This is a genomic window from Enterobacter sp. RCC_40 (assembly GCF_041360735.1).
In the GTDB taxonomy this organism is placed as follows: Bacteria; Pseudomonadota; Gammaproteobacteria; order Enterobacterales; family Enterobacteriaceae; genus Enterobacter; species Enterobacter ludwigii.
On record NZ_JBFUPR010000002.1, the window covers coordinates 236,950 to 255,611 of the forward strand.

Genomic DNA, 18,662 nt, shown 5'->3' on the forward strand with positions numbered 1-18,662 from the left:
AGGTCGCCAAAGTAAAACTTTAGCGACCGTTATATTACGCTTTATGACGGTTATCAGGCAGGAATATGGTCAACATCCCCAGAAGCGGCAGGAAAGCACAGATTTTATAGACCAGGATGATACTGGTGTGGTCGGCAATCATGCCCAGCACTGCCGCACCAAGGCCGCCCATGCCGAAAGCAAAACCGAAAAAGAGCCCGGAAACCATACCGATACGGCCTGGCAGCAGCTCCTGTGCGTAAACAAGGATGGCGGAAAACGCCGAGGCGAGGATAAATCCAATAATCACGGTCAGAATCCCCGTCCACTCCAGGCTTGCATACGGCAAAATAAGGGTAAACGGGGCCACGCCGAGGATAGAGCCCCAAATGACGTATTTGCGCCCGATTTTATCGCCCACAGGCCCGCCGATAACCGTCCCTGCAGCCACCGCAAACAGGAAGGCAAACAGGTGAAGCTGGGCGTTTTGGACCGATAATCCGAATTTTTGCATCAGGTAAAAGGTGTAATAGCTGCTGATGCTCGCCATATAGAAGTATTTCGAGAAAATCAGCACCAGAAGCACGGAGACGGCCAGAATGACCTTATCGCGAGGAAGGGGATTGATAACCTTCGCTTTAGGTTTACCTTTGTTCACGCGATGCTGCGCGGCATACCAGCGGCTGATCTGAATCAGCACAATAATCGCCAGCAAGGCTGCCAGCACAAACCACGCCACGTTACCCTTGCCGTACGGAGCGATGATCACCGCTGCCAGCAGTGGGCCGAGGGAGCTGCCAAAGTTACCGCCCACCTGAAACAGCGATTGCGCCAGCCCGTGACGGCCCCCGGAGGCCATGCGCGCCACGCGTGAGGACTCCGGGTGAAAGACCGACGACCCCGTGCCCACCAGCGCGGCGGCAATCAGCACTGCTTCAAAGCTGCCTGCCATTGCCAGCAGCACCAGCCCGCTCAAGGTAAAGCACATGCCAATCGGTAGCGACCACGGCATGGGATATTTATCCGTCCAGTAGCCCACGACCGGTTGCAGAAGCGAGGAGGCCAGCTGGAAGGTCAGGGTGATCATCCCGATCTGCACGAACGTTAACGAAAACTCGGACTGCAGTAGCGGGTAGATCGCGAGAATCAACGACTGGATCATGTCGTTGAGCAGATGTGAAAGACTGATTGCGCCTAACACTTTAAACGAGGTGCGCGACGCCGGAGCGCCAGACACGGGCTGGGTTGATTCACTGATTGCCATAGAGATGAATACCACGTCTTTTGTTATTAGAAATGCAGGGTGTAATTATTATCCAACTAACATACCCGGCAGTGACATTTGAATAAAGTCGCAATTCTGAAAACTTATTTGTCTATTCTTATTAGTCACTGTAATTTTTGCCTTTGTCTATTGGTCAGGGAGAGAGAAGATGAAGTTAATGAAGCGGAGCGTCGCGCTGGCGCTGATCGCCGCCTGGGGTCTGGTTAGCCTGCCCGTGCAGGCCTATGAAAAAGATAAAACCTATAAAATCACCATTCTGCATACCAACGATCATCACGGCCATTTCTGGCGCAGTGAATACGGCGAATACGGTCTGTCGGCACAAAAAACGCTGGTGGATGGCATTCGTAAAGAGGTGGCAGCCCAGGGGGGCAGCGTACTGCTGCTGTCGGGGGGCGATATCAATACCGGCGTGCCGGAATCTGATTTACAGGATGCGGAGCCTGATTTCCGCGGCATGAATCTTATTGGCTACGATGCGATGGCCGTCGGTAACCATGAATTCGATAACCCGCTGACGGTGCTGCGTCAGCAGGAAAAATGGGCCAAATTCCCGTTCCTCTCTGCCAACATCTACCAGAAAAGCACCGGCGAGCGACTCTTCAAACCCTGGGCGCTGTTTAAGCGTCAGGATCTGAAAATTGCGGTCATCGGGTTAACCACCGACGATACGGCGAAAATCGGCAACCCTGAGTTCTTTACCGATATCGAGTTCCGTAAACCGGCAGACGAAGCGAAGCTGGTCATTCAGGAATTGCAGCAGAACGAAAAGCCGGATGTCATTATTGCCACCACCCATATGGGCCACTACGACAATGGTGAGCACGGCTCGAATGCGCCGGGTGACGTGGAGATGGCTCGCAGCCTGCCTGCGGGCTCGCTGGCGATGATTGTGGGCGGTCATTCACAAGACCCGGTCTGCATGGCGTCAGAGAATAAAAAGCAGGTCGACTACGTGCCAGGCACGCCGTGTGCTCCGGACCGTCAAAACGGGATCTGGATTGTGCAGGCGCACGAATGGGGTAAATACGTGGGGCGTGCGGACTTTGAGTTCCGTAACGGCGAGATGAAGCTGGTGCACTATCAGCTCATTCCGGTCAACCTGAAGAAGAAAGTGACTTACCCTGACGGGAAGAGTGAACGCGTACTCTACACCCCGGAAATTGCCGAGAACGCGCAGATGCTCTCCCTGCTGACGCCCTTCCAGAATAAAGGCAAGGCGCAACTGGACGTGAAGATTGGTACGCTGAATGGTCGTCTGGAAGGGGACCGCAGCAAAGTTCGCTTTGTGCAGACCAATATGGGGCATCTGGTGCTGGCGGCACAAATAGCGCGCACAAATGCCGATTTTGGCGTGATGAGCGGCGGCGGCATCCGCGATTCCATCGAAGGCGGAAACATCACCTATAAAGATGTGCTGAAGGTTCAGCCGTTCGGTAACATCGTGGTGTATGTCGACATGAGCGGTAAAGAGGTGATTGACTATCTCACCGCCGTGGCGCAGATGAAGCCGGACTCCGGCGCTTATCCGCAGTTTGCCAACGTCAGCTTTGTGGCGAAGGACGGCAAGCTCAACGACCTCAAAATCAAAGGCGAGCCGGTCGACCCTGCCAAAACCTACCGCATGGCAACATTAAGCTTTAACGCCACCGGTGGTGACGGTTATCCACATATCGACAATAAACCGGGCTATGTGAATACCGGGTTTATCGATGCGGAAGTGCTGAAGCAGTTTATCGAGCAGAATTCACCGATCGACGTGAATACCTATGAGCCGAAAGGCGAGGTGAGCTGGCAGTAGTGCGGTTTTGAGCCGGGGGGCGGCTACGCCTGACCCGGCCTGTATGAGAATCGTCGGCCCGGTAAGCACAGTGCCTCCGGGCCACTTCCTCAATCCCGTCGCGCAATATCCGCAAATGTCGCGTCCAGTATTTTTGCCAGAGCGCCTGCGGACAGTTCAATATCCAGCCCGCGTTTGCCGCCGGAAATATAAATGGTGTCGAACGTCTGCGAAGGGGCATCAATCAGCGTCGGCAGGCGTTTTTTCTGCCCGAGCGGGCTAATACCGCCAACAAGGTAGCCGGTAGTGCGTTGCGCAACCATCGGATCGGCCATATCCACCTTCTTTGCCCCCAGCGCTTTGGCCACTTTCTTGAGATCCAGTTGCCCGGCAACGGGCGTTACCGCGACGGCGAGGTGTTTCATATCACCGTTCACCGCCACCAGCAGCGTCTTATAAACCCGATCGGCGTTCAGCCCCAGTTTGCGCACCACTTCATCACCAAAATTCGTTTCGCTGGGATCGTGATCGTAGGTGTGGATCCGAAAGGGAATGTTGTTTTTTTCGAGTAATTTAACGGCGGGAGTCATAGCTATCCTTCTTACGACAGACAATTCATGCTGACAGCATACGCCTGACGTTTGTCTAAAAAATAGCACCATCTTGCGCAATAGTATTGTCAGTGATGGTCACTTTGAGCGACAATCGGCTCAACCGAAGGTCTCCTTCGGCATAATAAAAACGATGAAATTCCTCTTTGACGGGCCAATAGAAATATTGGCCATTTTTTTATTTCAGCAGTGACGGCAAATTCCCTTCTCCGTACAAATGTAACGCCCCGACAGCGACCACGTAACGCCCCGCAGGCAACGCATGCAGCGTTTGCTGCCAGGCTTTGTTGCGCTCGTTCATCAGCACATCATACAACGATTCACTGAACGTCGACGGCAGCGCCAGTTTACCGTCTGTGGGCGGCGCATTCAGCCACCAGCCGATCATCGTTTGCAACAGACGCGCGTTGGTGTGCCAGTGGGTCAGGGTATCATCCAGCAGCATCAGCCCATCATCAGGAAGCTGGCGCAGCAGGGCTATCTGGCTGTCCGTGCCTTCGAGCTCAATGACTGACAAATGGCGTGCTCTCGCGGCATTCAACAGCTGGTAATCAATACCGTAATCCCCGCGTAGCCCCAGACGCTGCGCCTGGGTTGCCTGCAGGACCATCGCGATTTGCCACAGCGGCAGTGTGTCCAGCATGGAGAGCGACACGCCCGTCTCATCTGCGACGCGCGTCAGTTCAGCGAACTGCGTGTCGTTCAGACGTTCAGCCAAGGGGAGATCGCTTTCGAGGCCGGCAAACGGCGACGTCTGGCCCGAAATATCCGCTTCAACGACCAGCGCATCGGCGCTCTTCAGCAGTTTCATCAGACCGGCTGGCAGCGGGGACATATCCTGCGTGCCCATATGGATGCTGCCCACCAGGTGAAGGTGCTGCCCGCCGGGAAGCGAGATATCCATGCCGGGCCAGGCATAACGGCGGGGGAAGAGGGCGCGAAACGATGTTTTTATACGATTAAACAGACTCATACGCGCTCCATAAACGGAAAGGTTCATGCTAGCGCGTAGGAGAAGAAGGTTCAATCTTTCGGTTTAAACCGCAACAACCGGTTTGCGTTGCTCACCACGGTAATGGACGAGAGCGCCATCGCCGCACCCGCGACAACCGGGTTCAGCAGCGTGCCGGTCAGCGGCCACAAAATACCGGCAGCAATCGGGATACCGAGCGAGTTGTAGACGAAGGCACCCAGCAGGTTCTGCTTCATGTTGCGCAAGGTGGCTTTTGAAATCGCCAGCGCGTCCGCAACGCCCATCAGGCTGTGACGCATCAGGGTGATGGCGGCCGTCTCAATGGCGACATCGCTACCGCCCCCCATCGCAATACCCACTTCCGCCTGTGCCAGCGCCGGCGCATCGTTAATCCCGTCACCGACCATCGCCACCTGGCGACCCTGGCTTTGCAGCGTCTTAATGGCATCTGCTTTGCCGTCAGGTAACACCCCGGCAATGACCTCGTCAATCCCAGCTTCCCGGGCGATGGCGTTCGCCGTCACAGGATTATCCCCGGTCAACATCACCAGGCGATAGCCCGCGCGATGCAGGCGTTGCAACGCCTGCACGCTGTCCTGGCGTAGCGGATCGCGAATTGCCAGCAGCGCCGCGGCCTTGCCATCAACGGCAAGCAGAACCGGGGTTGCGCCCTGAGAGGCTTGATCTTTCAGGTCTTGTTCCAGGGCAGAGGTCTCAACGCCGTGCTCCTTCAGCAGTGCCTGATTTCCCAGCAGCAGCGTGTGCCCTTCGGCGGTACCGCTGACGCCTAAACCGCGCAGGGTACGGAAATTGCTCACCTGCGGCAGGCTGGCATTTCCGGCTTTCTCAATAATGGCGTGGGCCAGCGGGTGGCTGGAGCCTTGTTCAAGCGCCGCGGCGAGACGCAGCGCGTCATCCTGCGTGATGCCTGCGGTTATCACGGCCACTACCTGCGGTTTCCCTTCCGTCAGCGTGCCGGTTTTATCAAACACCAGCGTGTCCAGCGTGCTCGCCCGCTGCAACGCATCGGCATCCCGTACCAGCACGCCAAATTCAGCGGCACGGCCTACGCCTGAGATGATCGACATTGGCGTGGCAAGACCGAGCGCGCAAGGACAGGCAATGATCAGCACCGTCGTGGCAATCACCAGGGTATAAACAATTTGCGGTGCCGGGCCGAAGACATACCAGATAGCCGCGCTCAGCAGCGCGATACCGACCACGACCGGCACAAAAATGGCGGAGATTTTATCGGCCAGCTGACCAATTTCCGGCTTACTGCTCTGTGCCTGACGCACCATGCGAATAATGCGTGACAGCGTGGTATGGCTGCCGACCGCACTGGCGGTGAAAAGCACGCTACCGTCCTGCACCACCGTACCGGCATGAATGGCATCGCCCTGGGCTTTCTGTTGCGGGACGGGTTCTCCGGTCAGCATCGCTTCGTCAAACCAGGCTTCGCCCTGAGTGATTTCACCGTCAACGGGAACGCGGTCGCCGGTGGTCAGGCGCAGCGTCATGCCGGGTTGAACTTCAGCCAATGGGACATTTTTTTCACCCGTATCCGTCACGACGCGCGCGGTCGGTGGGGTTAAATCCAGCAGGCGCTCCAGCGCTTTGGAGGAGCGCTGACGGGCGCGCGCTTCAAGCATATGGCCGAGGTTAATCAGGCCGATAATCATCGCGCTCGCTTCATAATAGAGATGACGCGCTTCCATCGGGAACCACTGGGGCCAGACGTTGACGCTCATGGAGTACAGCCACGCCGCACCCGTGCCGAGTGCGACAAGGGTATCCATCGTCGCGGTGCGATTTTTCAGGCTTTTCCAGGCGCTGGAGTAGAAGTGACCGCCTGCGAAGACCATCACGGCAAGCGTAATCAACCCAATGACCAGCCACAGCGTGCGGTTATCGTCGGTGACCATCATATTGTCACCGATCATACCCCACACCATGACCGGCACCCCGACCAGCAGCGCGACGACGGCCTGCCAGCGGAAGCGTTTCATGGTGGCGACGGCCGTTTCCTGCTGGCGTTCACGACGTTTGAGGTCATCTTCGATGGCCTCTGCGCCGTAGCCCGCTTTTTCAACGGCCTGCACTAAATCTGCGGCGGAGGCACTGCCCATCACCAGCGCAGTACGCTCCGCAAGATTGACCCGTGCCTGCGCGACACCCGGTACAGCCTGCAAGGCATTTTGTACCCGGGAGACGCAGCTGGCGCAGCTCATGCCGTTGATCAGCAGCTGTTGGCTGTCATCAATATCATCAGCTACCGGAAGCTCAGGAGTGGCCGCTGTCAGTGCTTCCGACGGGGATGATGACTCTGCCAGCGGTTTAGCCTTTGGGTGGCTCAGCTCCGCCCCATAACCAGCCTGTTTGATCGTATCAATCAGCGCATCCGCACTGGCGCTACCGGTGACGGCGGCGTGATCAAGGGTCACTTCAGCGCTGTCTACATCAGGACGCTGTTCCAGACTTTCTTTAACGCGTTTGACACAGTGGCCGCAGGAGAGGCCGTCCAGTGTCAGGTCAATAGTGTGAGACATAACAAAACTCCCGTATAATGATCTGGTCAGATGTTGACCGGCATAACGCTTTTCGCTAACTGTTATGAAGGTTAAACCTTCCATCAAGGGGAAGGTCAAGGGGGAAATGTGAATATCAGTGATGTTGCGAAAAAAACCGGATTGACCAGCAAAGCGATCCGTTTTTATGAAGAGAAGGGGCTGGTGACACCGCCGCTGCGCAGTGAAAATGGCTACCGCAGTTATACGCAACTGCATCTGGATGAACTGACGCTGCTGCGCCAGGCGCGGCAGGTGGGATTTAACCTTGAAGAGTGCGGCGAGCTGGTCACCTTATTCAACGATCCGGCGCGCCATAGCGCAGACGTGAAAAAACGAACGCTGGAGAAAGTGGCTGAGATTGAACGCCACATTACCGAGTTACAGGCGATGCGTCAGCAGCTTCTGGCGCTGGCGGAATCCTGTCCGGGGGATGACAGCGCCGACTGCCCGATTATCGATAATCTGTCCGGCTGCTGTCATCGTAAGGCTCATGCCTGACAGGCTTTAACCCGCAGGGTTATTCCTTCCACCGCAATGACCTCAACCTGCGTGCCGGCGCTGAGGTCATCGTCGGCCACCACGGGCCATGAACTGTCGCCCACGCGCATATGTCCGCGCCCGTTAACCAGCGCCGTATCAAGCGTAAAACGTTTGCCGACAATCTGCTGACCGCGCTGATTGAGGTGGGCGTCGAGCGGTTTCTGTTCTGTCACCTGGCGGTTAAGCCAGCGCCACCACAGCCAGGCGGCCAACAGCGTCAGCACGGCAAATAACGCCCCCTGCCACGCCCAGTCCAGGGGCAGTAGCCAGACCACTAACCCGGTAATGACAGCGGCAACACCGCTCCAGAGCAGGTAACCGTTGCCGCCAAGCATCTCCGCGGCCAGCAATAAGCCACCGAGGCTTAGCCAGAATGCATGAGGATGTGCGACGATTAGCTCAATCATTTTTTGCGCTCGTTTCCGCTGTCTTTGATAAGTTCAGTGATCCCGGCGATGGAGCCCATCAGGCTGCTGGCATCCAGCGGCATCATCACCACTTTGCTGTTGTTCGCGGAGCCAATCTCTTTCAGCGCGTCAGTGTATTTTTGCGCAACAAAGTAGTTCACCGCCTGGATATCACCCGCCGCAATTGCTTCAGAGACCATCTGGGTGGCGCGGGCTTCCGCTTCTGCAGAACGTTCACGGGCTTCCGCCTGTAAGAAGGCAGACTGGCGTTCACCTTCCGCTTTCAGGATCTGCGACTGTTTTTCCCCTTCGGCTTTCAGGATCTCTGCCTGACGTACCCCTTCAGCTTCCAGAATGTAGGCGCGTTTGGTCCGTTCCGCTTTCATCTGTGCGTTCATGGAGGCGATCAGCTCTGCCGGTGGACGCACGTCGCGGATCTCAATACGGGTAACTTTGATCCCCCACGGGTTGGTGGCCTCGTCGACAATGTGCAGCAGGCGGGTGTTAATGCTGTCGCGCTGAGAGAGCATCTCGTCCAGCTCCATTGAACCGAGCACGGTACGAATGTTGGTCATCGTCAGATTTACGATAGCCAGCTCCAGATTGCTGACTTCATAGGCCGCTTTTGGCGCATCAATAACCTGTATAAAACAGACCGCATCAATGGTGACGTTGGCGTTATCCTTGGAGATCACTTCCTGGGAAGGAATATCCAGCACCTGTTCCATCATATTGATTTTACGTCCAATCCTGTCCATGAAAGGGACAATCAGGCTTAAACCCGGCTGGAGCGTGTTGGTGTAGCGGCCAAAGCGTTCAACGGTCCACTGATACCCCTGTGGGACAATTTTGACGCCAGCGCCGACAATAACCAGCGCAACGAAAATAAGGACAGGTATAACGATAAGCATAAAAACCTCCTGTTTTGCATGCTGTGACGAAGGGAACGGCGTGTGTGTTATAAGTCAGTATATCGGCTATCGGGCTGAAATTCGCCCCTGTAAAGAAGGGGGCGCGACGAATACCGGTAAAACCTTTACTCCAGCCATCGACACACCCTATTCGCGCTGCGTTCGTGAAAGGATTATTCTACGCGTGGTTGCAATAAAGGTGGTTACAGGATGCATGATGAACAATAAAAATACGCTCTTGCAGGTCAGGGATGTCGGTTTTCATGTGGCAAATACCACGATCCTTCAGCATGTCGATTTTTGTCTTTCCCCGGGTGAGTTCAAACTGATAACAGGGCCGTCAGGCTGTGGTAAAAGCACGTTATTAAAGATTGTCGCTTCACTGCTCAGCCCCACTGAGGGCGCTATTCTGTTTGAAGGGCAGGATATCGCGACACTGTCGCCAGAAAGCTATCGCCAGCAGGTCTCTTACTGCGTGCAAACCCCTTCGCTGTTTGGGGACACGGTTTATGACAACCTGGTCTTTCCGTGGCAAATCCGTCATAAAACGCCGGAGCCAGAAAAATTTATCGCCGATCTGGCCCGCTTTGGCCTGTCGAAAGAGACGCTGACTAAATCCATCAATGAATTATCGGGCGGTGAAAAGCAGCGCGTTTCGCTGATTCGCAATCTGCAGTTTTTGCCGAAGATATTGTTACTGGACGAGATCACCAGCGCGCTGGATGAGGTGAACAAACGCAACGTTAACGAGATTATTCATCGTTACGCAAGCGAGCAGAATATTGCCGTGCTGTGGGTTACGCACGATTCGAACGAAATTACCCATGCGGATGACGTCATTACGCTTGAGCCGCAGGGCGGGAAAATGCAGGAGGCAAACCATGGGTGAGCATAATATTACGAATACGTCGCTGGCGTTTTCGATGGTGCTGGTACTGATCGCTATTGTGGTGAGCTACCGGGAAAAGCTGGGTCTGGAGAAAGATATTATCTGGAGTATCTGCCGCGCGGTTATCCAGCTCATTATTGTCGGCTATGTGCTGAAGTATATTTTTAACGTCAACCACGCGGTGCTGACGCTCCTGATGGTGCTGTTTATCTGCTTTAACGCGGCGTGGAACGCGCAGAAACGCAGTAAGTATATCGATAAGGCGTTTGTCTCATCGTTTATCGCCATTACAACCGGGACGGCGCTGACGCTGGCGGTGCTGGTGGTGTCCGGCTCAATCGAGTTTACGCCAATGCAGGTTATCCCTATTTCCGGGATGATTGCGGGGAACGCTATGGTGGCTGTAGGACTGTGTTACAACAACCTCGGCCAGCGGTTTAGCAGTGAACAACAGAAGCTGCAGGAGAAATTAAGCCTGGGGGCGACACCGAAAATGGCCTCGGCGGTACTGATCCGCGACAGCATCCGCTCGTCGCTGATCCCAACGGTGGATTCCGCAAAAACGGTTGGGCTGGTTAGCCTGCCGGGAATGATGTCCGGGCTGATTTTTGCCGGTATCGATCCGGTCAAAGCCATTAAATATCAGATCATGGTGACCTTTATGCTGCTCTCTACGGCCAGCCTGTCGACCATCATTGCCTGCTATTTAACCTATCGGAAGTTCTACAACGCGCGCCATCAGCTGGTGGTGACGCAGTTGAAAAAGGCGGGGTGACCGCCTCTTTTGCAGGCCCGGTGAGCGCAAACGGCACCGGGCCTGTTCATCAGTAGAGCAGGGCGTACAGCTGACGGCGGTACGTCGACGCCAGCGCATCGCCGGTGCCCAGCGCGGCCAGGATCTCCTGGAACATTTTCCGCGCCTGACCGTCGGCGGCACCCAGATCGTTTTGCAGATGGCTGAACAGCAGTGCCAGCGCTTCTTCGTTACGTCCCACCTGATGCAGCTGCAGCGCCAGCTGGCTTGCCAGCGCGGCATCGGTCGGGTTATCGGCAACCTGCTGTTGAAGCTGCTGGATCTCCGGCGTGTCCGCCGCCTGTTTCAGCAGATCGATCTGCGCGACCAGACCCTGATAACGGGTATCCTGATCCTGCAGTGGAATGGTCTTCAGCACAGCTTCCGCATCGTCGGAACGGTGCAGGGCAATCTGCGTTTCCGCAAGGAGCAGGCCAATCTGGCTGTCCTGTTTCGACAGCTGCCACGCCTCTTTGAGCAGCGGCAGCGCTTCGTCGTATTTGCCTTCCTGCATCAGTCCCATGGCTTCCTGCGCCTTCAGCTCTTCCTCGCGCGGCAGGACTTTATCCAGCAGGGCGCGGATCGCTTCTTCAGGCTGTGGCCCCTGGAAGCCATCAACAGGTTGACCATTCTGGAACAGATAGACGGTAGGAATCGCGCGCAGGCCAAACTGAGACGCCACCATAGGCTCAGCGTCACAATCCAGTTTGGCGAGAATGAACTGGCCATTGTATTGCGCGGCAAGGCTTTCGAGTACCGGCGTCAGCTGCAGACAGTGTTGACTACGCTCAGACCAGAAGTAGAACAGCACCGGTTTGGTCATGGACTGTTCGAGGGTCTGTTGCAGGTTTGCTTCAGTAATATTGACGATATTCTGTACGGACATGCGGCCTTCTCTTTTATCGGTTTGTTATTTACATGGGGGTTAGCGACGACGCTTCAACTCAACCGTGTAAAATTTTGTCCATCATCCGGCCCGGCAGCAGGCGTTTTAACCAGCCTACCGCATGGGTTACCAGCGTCACCGGATAGCGCATTTTTGGGTTTTCGCTCTCAAAAGCATGGCGCACTTTAGCGACGACTGCTTCCGGCCCGAGCGTAAAGCGTGCGGCGATACCGGGGTTTTCGACCGGTTTATCCGCCTGGGTCTGGTTAACGTTTTCCGTAAAGCGGGTGCGGATAGGGCCCGGCTCGATCAGGCTGACCTTAATGCCGCTGTGACGCAACTCCATGCGCAGGGCATCGGACCAGGCCTCCAGCGCATATTTACTGGCGGCATAGGCCCCGCGGCCCGGGGTTGAAATCAGCCCCATCACGGAGGAGGTCATCACAATGCGTCCTTCACCGTGCGGCAGCATGGCGGGGAGCAGGCGCATGGTGAGCTGATGGACGCCGAAGAAATTGGTGGAAAACTGTTTTTCCAGCTGCTCGCGGGTGAGCGTGTCCAGGGGACCATACACGCCGTAACCGGCATTGTTAAAAAGGCCGTACAGACGGTTGTCGGTCAGGGTCAGCACCTCATCGGCAGCGCGTTCCACGCTTTCCGGTGAGTCTAAATCCAGTAACACACCGGTAAAGCCCAGCCCGTTCATGCGTTCGACGTCGTCGGGTTTACGGCAGGCCGCCAGTACCCAATATCCCTGACGCTTCAATTCGAGTGCACTTTCAAGACCGATTCCGCTGGAACATCCTGTAATTAAGACCGATTTTTGCATAACTTTACCTGTCAGGATCTCCGCTGAATTAGGAGTCATGTTTAACTAAAGGGGCCAGCCGTGTTGCCATCCAGTCGGCAATAAACGGCTGCGCATCGCGATTGGGGTGGATCCCATCGTCTTGCATCCACTGGGGTTTGAGATAGACCTCTTCCATAAAAAATGGCAGCAGCGGAATATCAAACTCGTTGGCAAGCTTTGGGTAGATCGCGCTAAAGGCTTCATTATACCGACGTCCATAGTTGGCGGGCAGGCGAATTTGCATCAGCAGCGGTTGCGCATTCGCGGCCTTAATATCCTTAAGGATCGTGCGCAGGGTCTGTTCCGTTTGCTGAGGCTGGAAACCACGCAAGCCATCATTACCGCCCAGCTCAACCAGCACCCATCGCGGTTGATGCTGTTTGAGCAAGGCTGGCAGGCGCGACAAGCCTTGCTGCGAGGTATCACCGCTGATGCTGCCATTAATAACCGTTGTCTTACTCTGCCATTTGTCATTGAGCAGAGCTGGCCAGGCCGCGTTGGCCGCCATGCGATAGCCTGCACTCAGGCTGTCACCGAGAACCAGTAACGTGTCCGCTGCCGCCGCGCGGAAGGTCATCAGGATTAAAAACAGGAAGGGCAAATGCCAGCGGAAAACATTGTTGAAGTTCATCGTCTTAAGAAGTCCGTCGGTCAGGGGGAACACGAGCTTTCCATCCTCACCGGAGTTGAACTCGTTGTCAAACGCGCCGAAACCATTGCGCTGATTGGCGAGTCCGGTTCCGGGAAGTCCACGCTGCTGGCCATTTTAGCCGGTCTGGACGACGGCAGCAGTGGAGAGGTCAACCTGGTCGGGCAACCGCTGCATCAGCTTGATGAAGAGGCGCGTGCCGCTCTCCGCGCACGTCATATCGGGTTTGTCTTTCAGTCCTTCATGCTGATCCCGACGCTCAATGCGCTGGAAAACGTTGAACTGCCGGCACTGCTGCGCGGCGGTAACAGTCGTGAAAGCCGCGCCCACGCGAAGGCATTGCTGGAGCAGCTTGGGCTTGGCAAACGCCTCGACCATCTTCCGGCGCAGCTTTCCGGCGGGGAGCAACAGCGTGTGGCCCTGGCCCGGGCGTTTAACGGCCGCCCGGACGTGCTGTTTGCGGATGAGCCTACCGGAAACCTCGACCGAAAGACCGGGGATAAAATTGCCGACCTGCTGTTTTCGCTCAACCGTGAACACGGTACCACGCTGATTCTGGTGACCCACGATCCGCAACTGGCTGCCCGCTGCGACCGTCGCCTGCGGCTGGTTAACGGTGAACTTCAGGAGGAAGCATGATTGCCCGCTGGTTCTGGCGCGAATGGCGCTCGCCCACGCTGTTGATTGTCTGGATGGCGTTAAGCCTGGCGGTAGCCTGCGTGCTGGCGCTGGGCAGCGTCAGCGATCGCATGGAGAAAGGGTTAAGCCAGCAAAGCCGCGAGTTTATGGCCGGAGACAGGGCGCTGCAAAGCTCGCGTCCCGTCCCGCCGGGCTGGCTTGAGGAGGCGCGTAAGCGTGGACTGAAGGTGGGGGAACAGCTGAACTTTCAGACCATGACCTTTGCCGGCGATACGCCGCAGCTGGCGAGCGTCAAAGCCGTCGACGACCTTTACCCGCTGTACGGTGAACTGCAAACCAGCCCGCCTGGGTTAAAGCCGAAACCGGGCACGGTGCTGCTGGCGCCACGTTTAATGGCGCTGCTGAACCTGAAAACGGGTGACAGCATCGACGTGGGTGACGCCACGCTCCGCATCGCCGGGGAGGTGGTTCAGGAACCTGACTCCGGCTTTAACCCGTTCCAGCTTGCCCCGCGCTTGCTGATGAATGCCGCTGATGTGGCGAATACCCATGCCGTGCAGCCGGGAAGCCGCGTCACCTGGCGCTATAAGTTTGCGGGAACGCCCGCCCAGCTTGACGCGTATGAAAAATGGCTGCTGCCGCAGTTAAAACCGGAGCACCGCTGGTACGGACTGGAGCAGGACGAAGGGGCGCTTGGTAAATCTCTCGAACGGTCTCAGCAGTTCCTGCTGCTTTCAGCGCTGTTAACCCTGCTGCTGGCCGTGGCGGCGGTGGCGGTGGCCATGGGGCACTACTGCCGCAGCCGATACGATCTGGTGGCGATCCTCAAAACCCTCGGCGCGGGCAGCGCCCAGCTGCGTAAGCTGATTGTCGGCCAGTGGCTGATGCTGCTGGTGTTGTCAGCACTCACCGGTGGGGCGATGGGGCTGCTGTTTGAAAAGCTGCTGATGGTCATGCTGAAACCGGTACTGCCTGCCGCACTTCCACCGGCCAGCCTCTGGCCGTGGCTGTGGGCGATTGGCGCGATGATGGTGATCTCGGTGCTGGTGGGGCTTCGCCCGTACCGGCTGTTGCTCGCGACGCAGCCGCTGCGCGTGCTGCGCCGTGACGTGGTGGCCAACATCTGGCCGCTGAAGTTCTATCTTCCTGTCATTGTTGCGGTTTCGGTTGGGTTGTTGGCCTGGCTGATGGGCGGCAGCACGCTGCTGTGGGCCGTACTGGCCGGGGCGGTGGTGCTGGCGCTGCTGTGTGGTGTGGTCGGCTGGGTGCTCCTTAATGTGCTTAAAAAGCTGACGGTGAAGTCGCTTCCCGTGCGGCTGGCGGTGAACCGTCTGCTGCACCAGCCCTGGTCTACGCTGAGTCAGCTGTCTGCCTTTTCGCTGTCGTTTATGCTGCTGGCACTGCTGCTGGTGCTGCGCGGCGATCTGCTGGATCGCTGGCAACAGCAGCTTCCGCCGGAAAGCCCGAACTATTTCCTGATCAATATCGCCCCTGAGCAGGTGACACCGCTGAAGACGTTCCTGGCGGAACACCAGATTGTGCCGGAGTCGTTCTACCCCATCGTCCGCGCGCGTCTGACGCAGATCAACGGCCAGTCCACGGAGGGAAACAAGGATGAATCGCTTAACCGCGAACTGAACCTGACCTGGCAGGAGAAACGTCCAGATCACAACCCGATTACAGGCGGCAGCTGGCCGCCGAAAGCGGGTGAAGTGTCGATGGAAGAGGGGCTGGCGACGCGCCTGAACGTCAGGCTGGGCGACAGCGTGACCTTTACCGGCGATACCCAGGATTTTAGCGCTAAGGTCACCAGCCTGCGTAAGGTGGACTGGGAAAGCCTGCGGCCGAACTTCTTCTTTATTTTCCCCGCAGGCGCACTGGACGGGCAGCCGCAAAGCTGGCTCACCAGTTTCCGCTGGGAAAACGGCAACGGTATGCTGACCCGGCTGAACCGCGAATTTCCGACGGTCAGCCTGCTGGATATTGGCGCGATCCTTAAACAGGTCGGGCAGGTGCTGGAGCAGGTCAGCCGGGCACTGGAGGTTATGGTGGTGCTGGTGACGATCTGCGGCGTACTGTTGCTGCTGGCCCAGGTGCAGGTCGGGATGCGGCAGCGTCATCAGGAGCTGGTGGTCTATCGCACGCTCGGGGCGAGTAAGCGACTGCTGCGCACCACGCTGTGGAGCGAGTTCGCCCTGCTGGGGCTGGTCTCGGGTCTGGTGGCGGCGATGGGTGCTGAGACGGCGTTAGCCGTGCTGCAGACCCGCGTCTTCGATTTCCCGTGGGAGCCTGACTGGCGACTGTGGTTCACGCTGCCGGTCTGCGGTGCGGTGCTGCTGTCGCTGTGCGGCGGCTGGCTCGGCACGCGATTGCTAAAAGGCAAAGCGCTGTTCCGTCAGTTTGCCAGTTAGTTCAAATCCGTGATAATTACGCACCGGTTTATCTGCTGGTGTGTAATAATTTAGCAGCACAAATCGGTAATACCCATGCGTTTAGTAGCACAAAACATTAAAAACCCGCGCACACAGCAAGATTATTTCCAGTTAATATTCACCTGCTAAATATTTAGCAGCGTGTCTATAAAGGAAAAATAATGACTATAAAAAAATCAGCGCTGGCAGTAACAATTGGCGCAGCAGTGGCATTGACCTCCTTCGCATCTCAGGCGGAAATCACGGTTCTTAAACAAGACCCTCAGGCAGGTAACCCGCTGAGCCGTCTTAACTTTACCGTTGGCGGCAGTATTCGTCCTCAGTTCAACATGATGACGGGCGACGGCGATAAAGGCTCCTACAAACGTAATGGCTTCGACGGCGGCACCCGTTTCCGTTTCGCAGCAGATTACTATCTGTTTGATGACATCAGCTGGATCAGCTACTACGAGCTGGGTGTGAACATTCCGGCGCTGTTCAACTGGGATAACCACTACGCTGAAGGTGCTAACGACACCTCTCGCCGTATGCTGTACACCGGTCTGAAGAGCGACACCTGGGGTACGCTGACCTTCGGTCAACAGAACAGCGTTTACTATGATGTGGTTGGCGTGAAAACCGATATCTGGGACTACGACATGATTGGTCAGGCTCCAGGTAACGGGATCAACGGTGACTACGACGGCTCTTATCGTTCACGCAAAATGCTGAAATATAAGAAAACCGTAGGCGATGCGGATATCTATGCATCCTACCTGTTTGAAGACAGCGAATACCTGCCGGGCAATGGCCTGCGTTACAAACGTAAAGGCGGCGGTTCACTGGGTCTGGATTACCACCTGACCACCGATCTGACCTGGGGCGCAGCGTGGAACTACACCCGCGCGGACATGCGTAACCCGGACAACGGCGACAGCAAATCTTACGACCAGAATATCCTCGGTACCGCGCTGAGCTGGACGCCGGATAACTGGACCTTCTCGGCTGGCGGCGGCTGGTACCAGAACTTCCTGACCACCAAAAAAGTGTCTACTGACAACTACTTTGCCGGTGATGCATGGGGTATTGAATACTTCGCAGGGTACAAATTCCCAATCGATCAGTATGCGGTGAAATCCATCCAGCCTTACTTCATGGGTGACCGTATTGAGTACGTGAATGGTCGTAACTACCAGCGTATCGATAACGGCGTGGGTGTTAGCGTCCAGCTGGACTACGGTTTCCGTGTTGATTACGAACACGTGTTCACCTCCAGCACGGATAACCTGGGCGACATGAACCTGGTGCGTCTGCGTTACGACTTCTAAGTTCAGTCCGCAGGGGAGTCACCCCGATATGAAAACGGCAACCCTGGGTTGCCGTTTTTTGTGCGCGTGATTCAGCGATTGAGCCAGTCAGCAACGTCCTCAAACGTTCCGCGATACACAATCTTCTCCGCCTTTTTTGCCAGCTGCCAGGTGTACATCGGGTCGTAATAGTCGTTCAGCAGCGGGGTAAGCCAGCGCAAATGCGCGTCGGTGCTGCCAGAACGTTGTTGCTCCTGCAGGGCGGAATCCAGCAGCGCCGTAAAGTCTGCAAAGCGCTGCAGCCCCAGACGGCGGCGAATGGCAAACAGGCCGTGGTGCAGGTATTCGCTGTACGCTTTCCAGCCCGCCTCTTCGCCAAAGGCAGCAGAAAAATCCGCCCACATATGGTCGAAATACTCTTCACGCAGGCGTTCAAGACGGACATCAAACGGGTCTTCTACTACCACAACAGGCGCCTGAACCATGCGGTCTCGCAGGCATTCCGGCAGGTGGTTGGAGCCAATCATCCGCCCTTCATCCTCCAGCACCCAGCGTGCGGCCTCTTTTTTCAACAGCACGACGGCGAGCTGATTTTCGAAGCTCGCCTGCGAAAGCTGTGGTGTAAGCGTGCGGCCAAACGACGAGCCGCGATGGTGCGCCAGCCCTTCCAGATCCACGCCCTGCGCGTGCTGTTTCACCAGCAACGTTTTGCCGCTCCCGGTACAGCCGCCGATCAGCACCATCGGTTTTTGCACCTGCTCAGCGGTTACCTCAATCGCGGTCTGACGCAGCGCTTTATAGCCGCCTGCGATCAGCGGGTAATCCACGCCGCGCGCTTTCAACCAGGCCTGAGTGATATGCGAGCGTTGACCGCCACGCGCGCAGCAGAGGTAGCCGGTGGGGTGGGAGAGGCAGGCTTCGCGCCAGGCGTTAATGCGCATCTCACGGGTACTGCCTGCGACCAGGCTATGGCCGAGAGCAAGCGCAGCGTCCGGCCCCTGGCGTTTATAGCAGGTACCGACGGCGGCGCGTTCATCATCGTTCATCAGAGGCAGGTTGATTGCCGCAGGCATCGCGCCCTGGGCGAATTCGATCGGCGCGCGAACGTCGATTAAAGGGGTATCGGATGCGAGGATCGCGCGATAGTCCGTTCCATCGTTCATGGTTTTTCCAGAAGAAAAC

Annotated in this window: 17 protein-coding genes; 7 read left to right on the forward strand and 10 right to left on the reverse strand. The window is 56.6% G+C overall.

The features are described 5' to 3' along the window. Positions 1–34: 34 nt before the first annotated feature. Positions 35–1,243, reverse strand: a complete 1,209-nt coding sequence (locus AB6731_RS09160; RefSeq protein WP_163305515.1) for an MFS transporter — start codon at positions 1,241–1,243, stop codon at positions 35–37. 169 nt (positions 1,244–1,412) lie between these two features. Between AB6731_RS09160 and ushA the strand changes: the two genes are divergently transcribed. Continuing rightward, positions 1,413–3,065 (forward strand): bifunctional UDP-sugar hydrolase/5'-nucleotidase UshA, encoded by a 1,653-nt coding sequence (gene ushA, locus AB6731_RS09165; RefSeq protein ID WP_371006222.1) that lies wholly within the window; start codon positions 1,413–1,415, stop codon positions 3,063–3,065. Between the two features lie 89 nt (positions 3,066–3,154). Here ushA and ybaK read toward each other — a convergent pair whose 3' ends face one another. From ybaK to copA, 3 genes are all read right to left on the reverse strand, one after another. Then, positions 3,155–3,634 carry a Cys-tRNA(Pro)/Cys-tRNA(Cys) deacylase YbaK gene (gene ybaK / locus AB6731_RS09170; protein WP_371006223.1) on the reverse strand — a complete coding sequence of 160 codons (480 nt, stop codon included), beginning with the start codon at positions 3,632–3,634 and terminating at the stop codon, positions 3,155–3,157. A gap of 199 nt (positions 3,635–3,833) precedes the next feature. Next, on the reverse strand, positions 3,834–4,628 hold the full coding sequence (locus AB6731_RS09175) for a TraB/GumN family protein (protein ID WP_025204835.1): 795 nt from the start codon (positions 4,626–4,628) through the stop codon (positions 3,834–3,836). Between the two features lie 50 nt (positions 4,629–4,678). Next, positions 4,679–7,177 (reverse strand): copper-exporting P-type ATPase CopA, encoded by a 2,499-nt coding sequence (gene copA / locus AB6731_RS09180; RefSeq protein WP_250368652.1) that lies wholly within the window; start codon positions 7,175–7,177, stop codon positions 4,679–4,681. A 108-nt stretch (positions 7,178–7,285) separates the two neighbouring features. Between copA and cueR the strand changes: the two genes are divergently transcribed. After that, positions 7,286–7,696 (forward strand): Cu(I)-responsive transcriptional regulator, encoded by a 411-nt coding sequence (gene cueR / locus AB6731_RS09185; protein WP_014168923.1) that lies wholly within the window; start codon positions 7,286–7,288, stop codon positions 7,694–7,696. Here cueR and AB6731_RS09190 read toward each other — a convergent pair. Both AB6731_RS09190 and AB6731_RS09195 read right to left on the reverse strand, forming a co-directional pair. Continuing rightward, on the reverse strand, positions 7,687–8,145 hold the full coding sequence (locus tag AB6731_RS09190) for an NfeD family protein (protein ID WP_014168924.1): 459 nt from the start codon (positions 8,143–8,145) through the stop codon (positions 7,687–7,689). The genes cueR and AB6731_RS09190 overlap by 10 nt on opposite strands. Continuing rightward, positions 8,142–9,056 carry an SPFH domain-containing protein gene (locus AB6731_RS09195; RefSeq protein WP_014168925.1) on the reverse strand — a complete coding sequence of 305 codons (915 nt, stop codon included), beginning with the start codon at positions 9,054–9,056 and terminating at the stop codon, positions 8,142–8,144. The genes AB6731_RS09190 and AB6731_RS09195 overlap by 4 nt, the downstream gene beginning before the upstream one ends. Before the next feature lie 217 nt (positions 9,057–9,273). Here AB6731_RS09195 and fetA point away from each other — a divergent pair, with 217 nt between their 5' ends. Both fetA and fetB read left to right on the forward strand, forming a co-directional pair. Then, a complete protein-coding gene (fetA, locus tag AB6731_RS09200; protein ID WP_371006224.1) occupies positions 9,274–9,945 on the forward strand; it encodes an iron ABC transporter ATP-binding protein FetA in 672 nt (223 codons plus the stop codon). Then, entirely contained in the window at positions 9,938–10,720 is a 783-nt protein-coding gene (gene fetB, locus AB6731_RS09205) for an iron export ABC transporter permease subunit FetB (protein WP_020885171.1), read from the forward strand. Before fetA ends, fetB begins: the two co-directional genes overlap by 8 nt. A 49-nt stretch (positions 10,721–10,769) precedes the next feature. On the opposite strand, the gene AB6731_RS09210 is transcribed toward fetB, so the two are convergent. Genes AB6731_RS09210 through tesA form a run of 3 tightly spaced genes read right to left on the reverse strand, consistent with a single transcriptional unit; the run spans position 10,770 to position 13,105 of the window. Then, complete coding sequence (locus tag AB6731_RS09210) at positions 10,770–11,624, reverse strand: co-chaperone YbbN (RefSeq protein WP_025204830.1); 855 nt, start codon at positions 11,622–11,624, stop codon at positions 10,770–10,772. A 58-nt stretch (positions 11,625–11,682) separates the two neighbouring features. Then, a complete protein-coding gene (locus AB6731_RS09215; protein WP_086532865.1) occupies positions 11,683–12,492 on the reverse strand; it encodes an SDR family oxidoreductase in 810 nt (269 codons plus the stop codon). Further along, positions 12,482–13,105, reverse strand: coding sequence for a multifunctional acyl-CoA thioesterase I/protease I/lysophospholipase L1 (gene tesA / locus AB6731_RS09220; protein ID WP_025206538.1), 624 nt, complete (start codon positions 13,103–13,105; stop codon positions 12,482–12,484). The genes AB6731_RS09215 and tesA overlap by 11 nt, the downstream gene beginning before the upstream one ends. Between tesA and ybbA the strand changes: the two genes are divergently transcribed. From ybbA to AB6731_RS09235, 3 genes are all read left to right on the forward strand, one after another. Then, positions 13,076–13,762: a putative ABC transporter ATP-binding protein YbbA gene (gene ybbA / locus AB6731_RS09225; protein WP_014168931.1), complete on the forward strand. Its 687-nt coding sequence runs from the start codon at positions 13,076–13,078 to the stop codon at positions 13,760–13,762. The two genes, tesA and ybbA, sit on opposite strands and share 30 nt — an antisense overlap. Then, positions 13,759–16,173: a putative ABC transporter permease subunit YbbP gene (gene ybbP, locus AB6731_RS09230; protein WP_371006225.1), complete on the forward strand. Its 2,415-nt coding sequence runs from the start codon at positions 13,759–13,761 to the stop codon at positions 16,171–16,173. Before ybbA ends, ybbP begins: the two co-directional genes overlap by 4 nt. A gap of 182 nt (positions 16,174–16,355) precedes the next feature. Beyond that, on the forward strand, positions 16,356–17,501 hold the full coding sequence (locus tag AB6731_RS09235) for a porin (protein ID WP_014168933.1): 1,146 nt from the start codon (positions 16,356–16,358) through the stop codon (positions 17,499–17,501). Between the two features lie 71 nt (positions 17,502–17,572). Here AB6731_RS09235 and mnmH read toward each other — a convergent pair whose 3' ends face one another. Then, positions 17,573–18,643, reverse strand: a complete 1,071-nt coding sequence (mnmH, locus tag AB6731_RS09240) for a tRNA 2-selenouridine(34) synthase MnmH (protein ID WP_079231345.1) — start codon at positions 18,641–18,643, stop codon at positions 17,573–17,575. Between the last annotated feature and the right edge of the window lie 19 nt (positions 18,644–18,662).

What these genes read in the sequence shown, in the direction of transcription:
- AB6731_RS09175 (WP_025204835.1), bottom strand. Translation starts at nt 4,628, where the DNA reads ATGAGTCTGTTTAATCGTATAAAAACATCGTTTCGCGCCCTCTTCCCC.
- AB6731_RS09215 (WP_086532865.1), bottom strand. Translation starts at nt 12,492, where the DNA reads ATGACTCCTAATTCAGCGGAGATCCTGACAGGTAAAGTTATGCAAAAA.
- AB6731_RS09190 (WP_014168924.1), bottom strand. Translation starts at nt 8,145, where the DNA reads ATGATTGAGCTAATCGTCGCACATCCTCATGCATTCTGGCTAAGCCTC.
- ybbP (WP_371006225.1), top strand. Translation starts at nt 13,759, where the DNA reads ATGATTGCCCGCTGGTTCTGGCGCGAATGGCGCTCGCCCACGCTGTTG.
- fetA (WP_371006224.1), top strand. Translation starts at nt 9,274, where the DNA reads ATGAACAATAAAAATACGCTCTTGCAGGTCAGGGATGTCGGTTTTCAT.
- AB6731_RS09160 (WP_163305515.1), bottom strand. Translation starts at nt 1,243, where the DNA reads ATGGCAATCAGTGAATCAACCCAGCCCGTGTCTGGCGCTCCGGCGTCG.
- fetB (WP_020885171.1), top strand. Translation starts at nt 9,938, where the DNA reads ATGGGTGAGCATAATATTACGAATACGTCGCTGGCGTTTTCGATGGTG.
- AB6731_RS09235 (WP_014168933.1), top strand. Translation starts at nt 16,356, where the DNA reads ATGACTATAAAAAAATCAGCGCTGGCAGTAACAATTGGCGCAGCAGTG.
- copA (WP_250368652.1), bottom strand. Translation starts at nt 7,177, where the DNA reads ATGTCTCACACTATTGACCTGACACTGGACGGCCTCTCCTGCGGCCAC.
- AB6731_RS09210 (WP_025204830.1), bottom strand. Translation starts at nt 11,624, where the DNA reads ATGTCCGTACAGAATATCGTCAATATTACTGAAGCAAACCTGCAACAG.
- tesA (WP_025206538.1), bottom strand. Translation starts at nt 13,105, where the DNA reads ATGAACTTCAACAATGTTTTCCGCTGGCATTTGCCCTTCCTGTTTTTA.
- AB6731_RS09195 (WP_014168925.1), bottom strand. Translation starts at nt 9,056, where the DNA reads ATGCTTATCGTTATACCTGTCCTTATTTTCGTTGCGCTGGTTATTGTC.
- mnmH (WP_079231345.1), bottom strand. Translation starts at nt 18,643, where the DNA reads ATGAACGATGGAACGGACTATCGCGCGATCCTCGCATCCGATACCCCT.
- ushA (WP_371006222.1), top strand. Translation starts at nt 1,413, where the DNA reads ATGAAGTTAATGAAGCGGAGCGTCGCGCTGGCGCTGATCGCCGCCTGG.
- ybaK (WP_371006223.1), bottom strand. Translation starts at nt 3,634, where the DNA reads ATGACTCCCGCCGTTAAATTACTCGAAAAAAACAACATTCCCTTTCGG.
- ybbA (WP_014168931.1), top strand. Translation starts at nt 13,076, where the DNA reads ATGCCAGCGGAAAACATTGTTGAAGTTCATCGTCTTAAGAAGTCCGTC.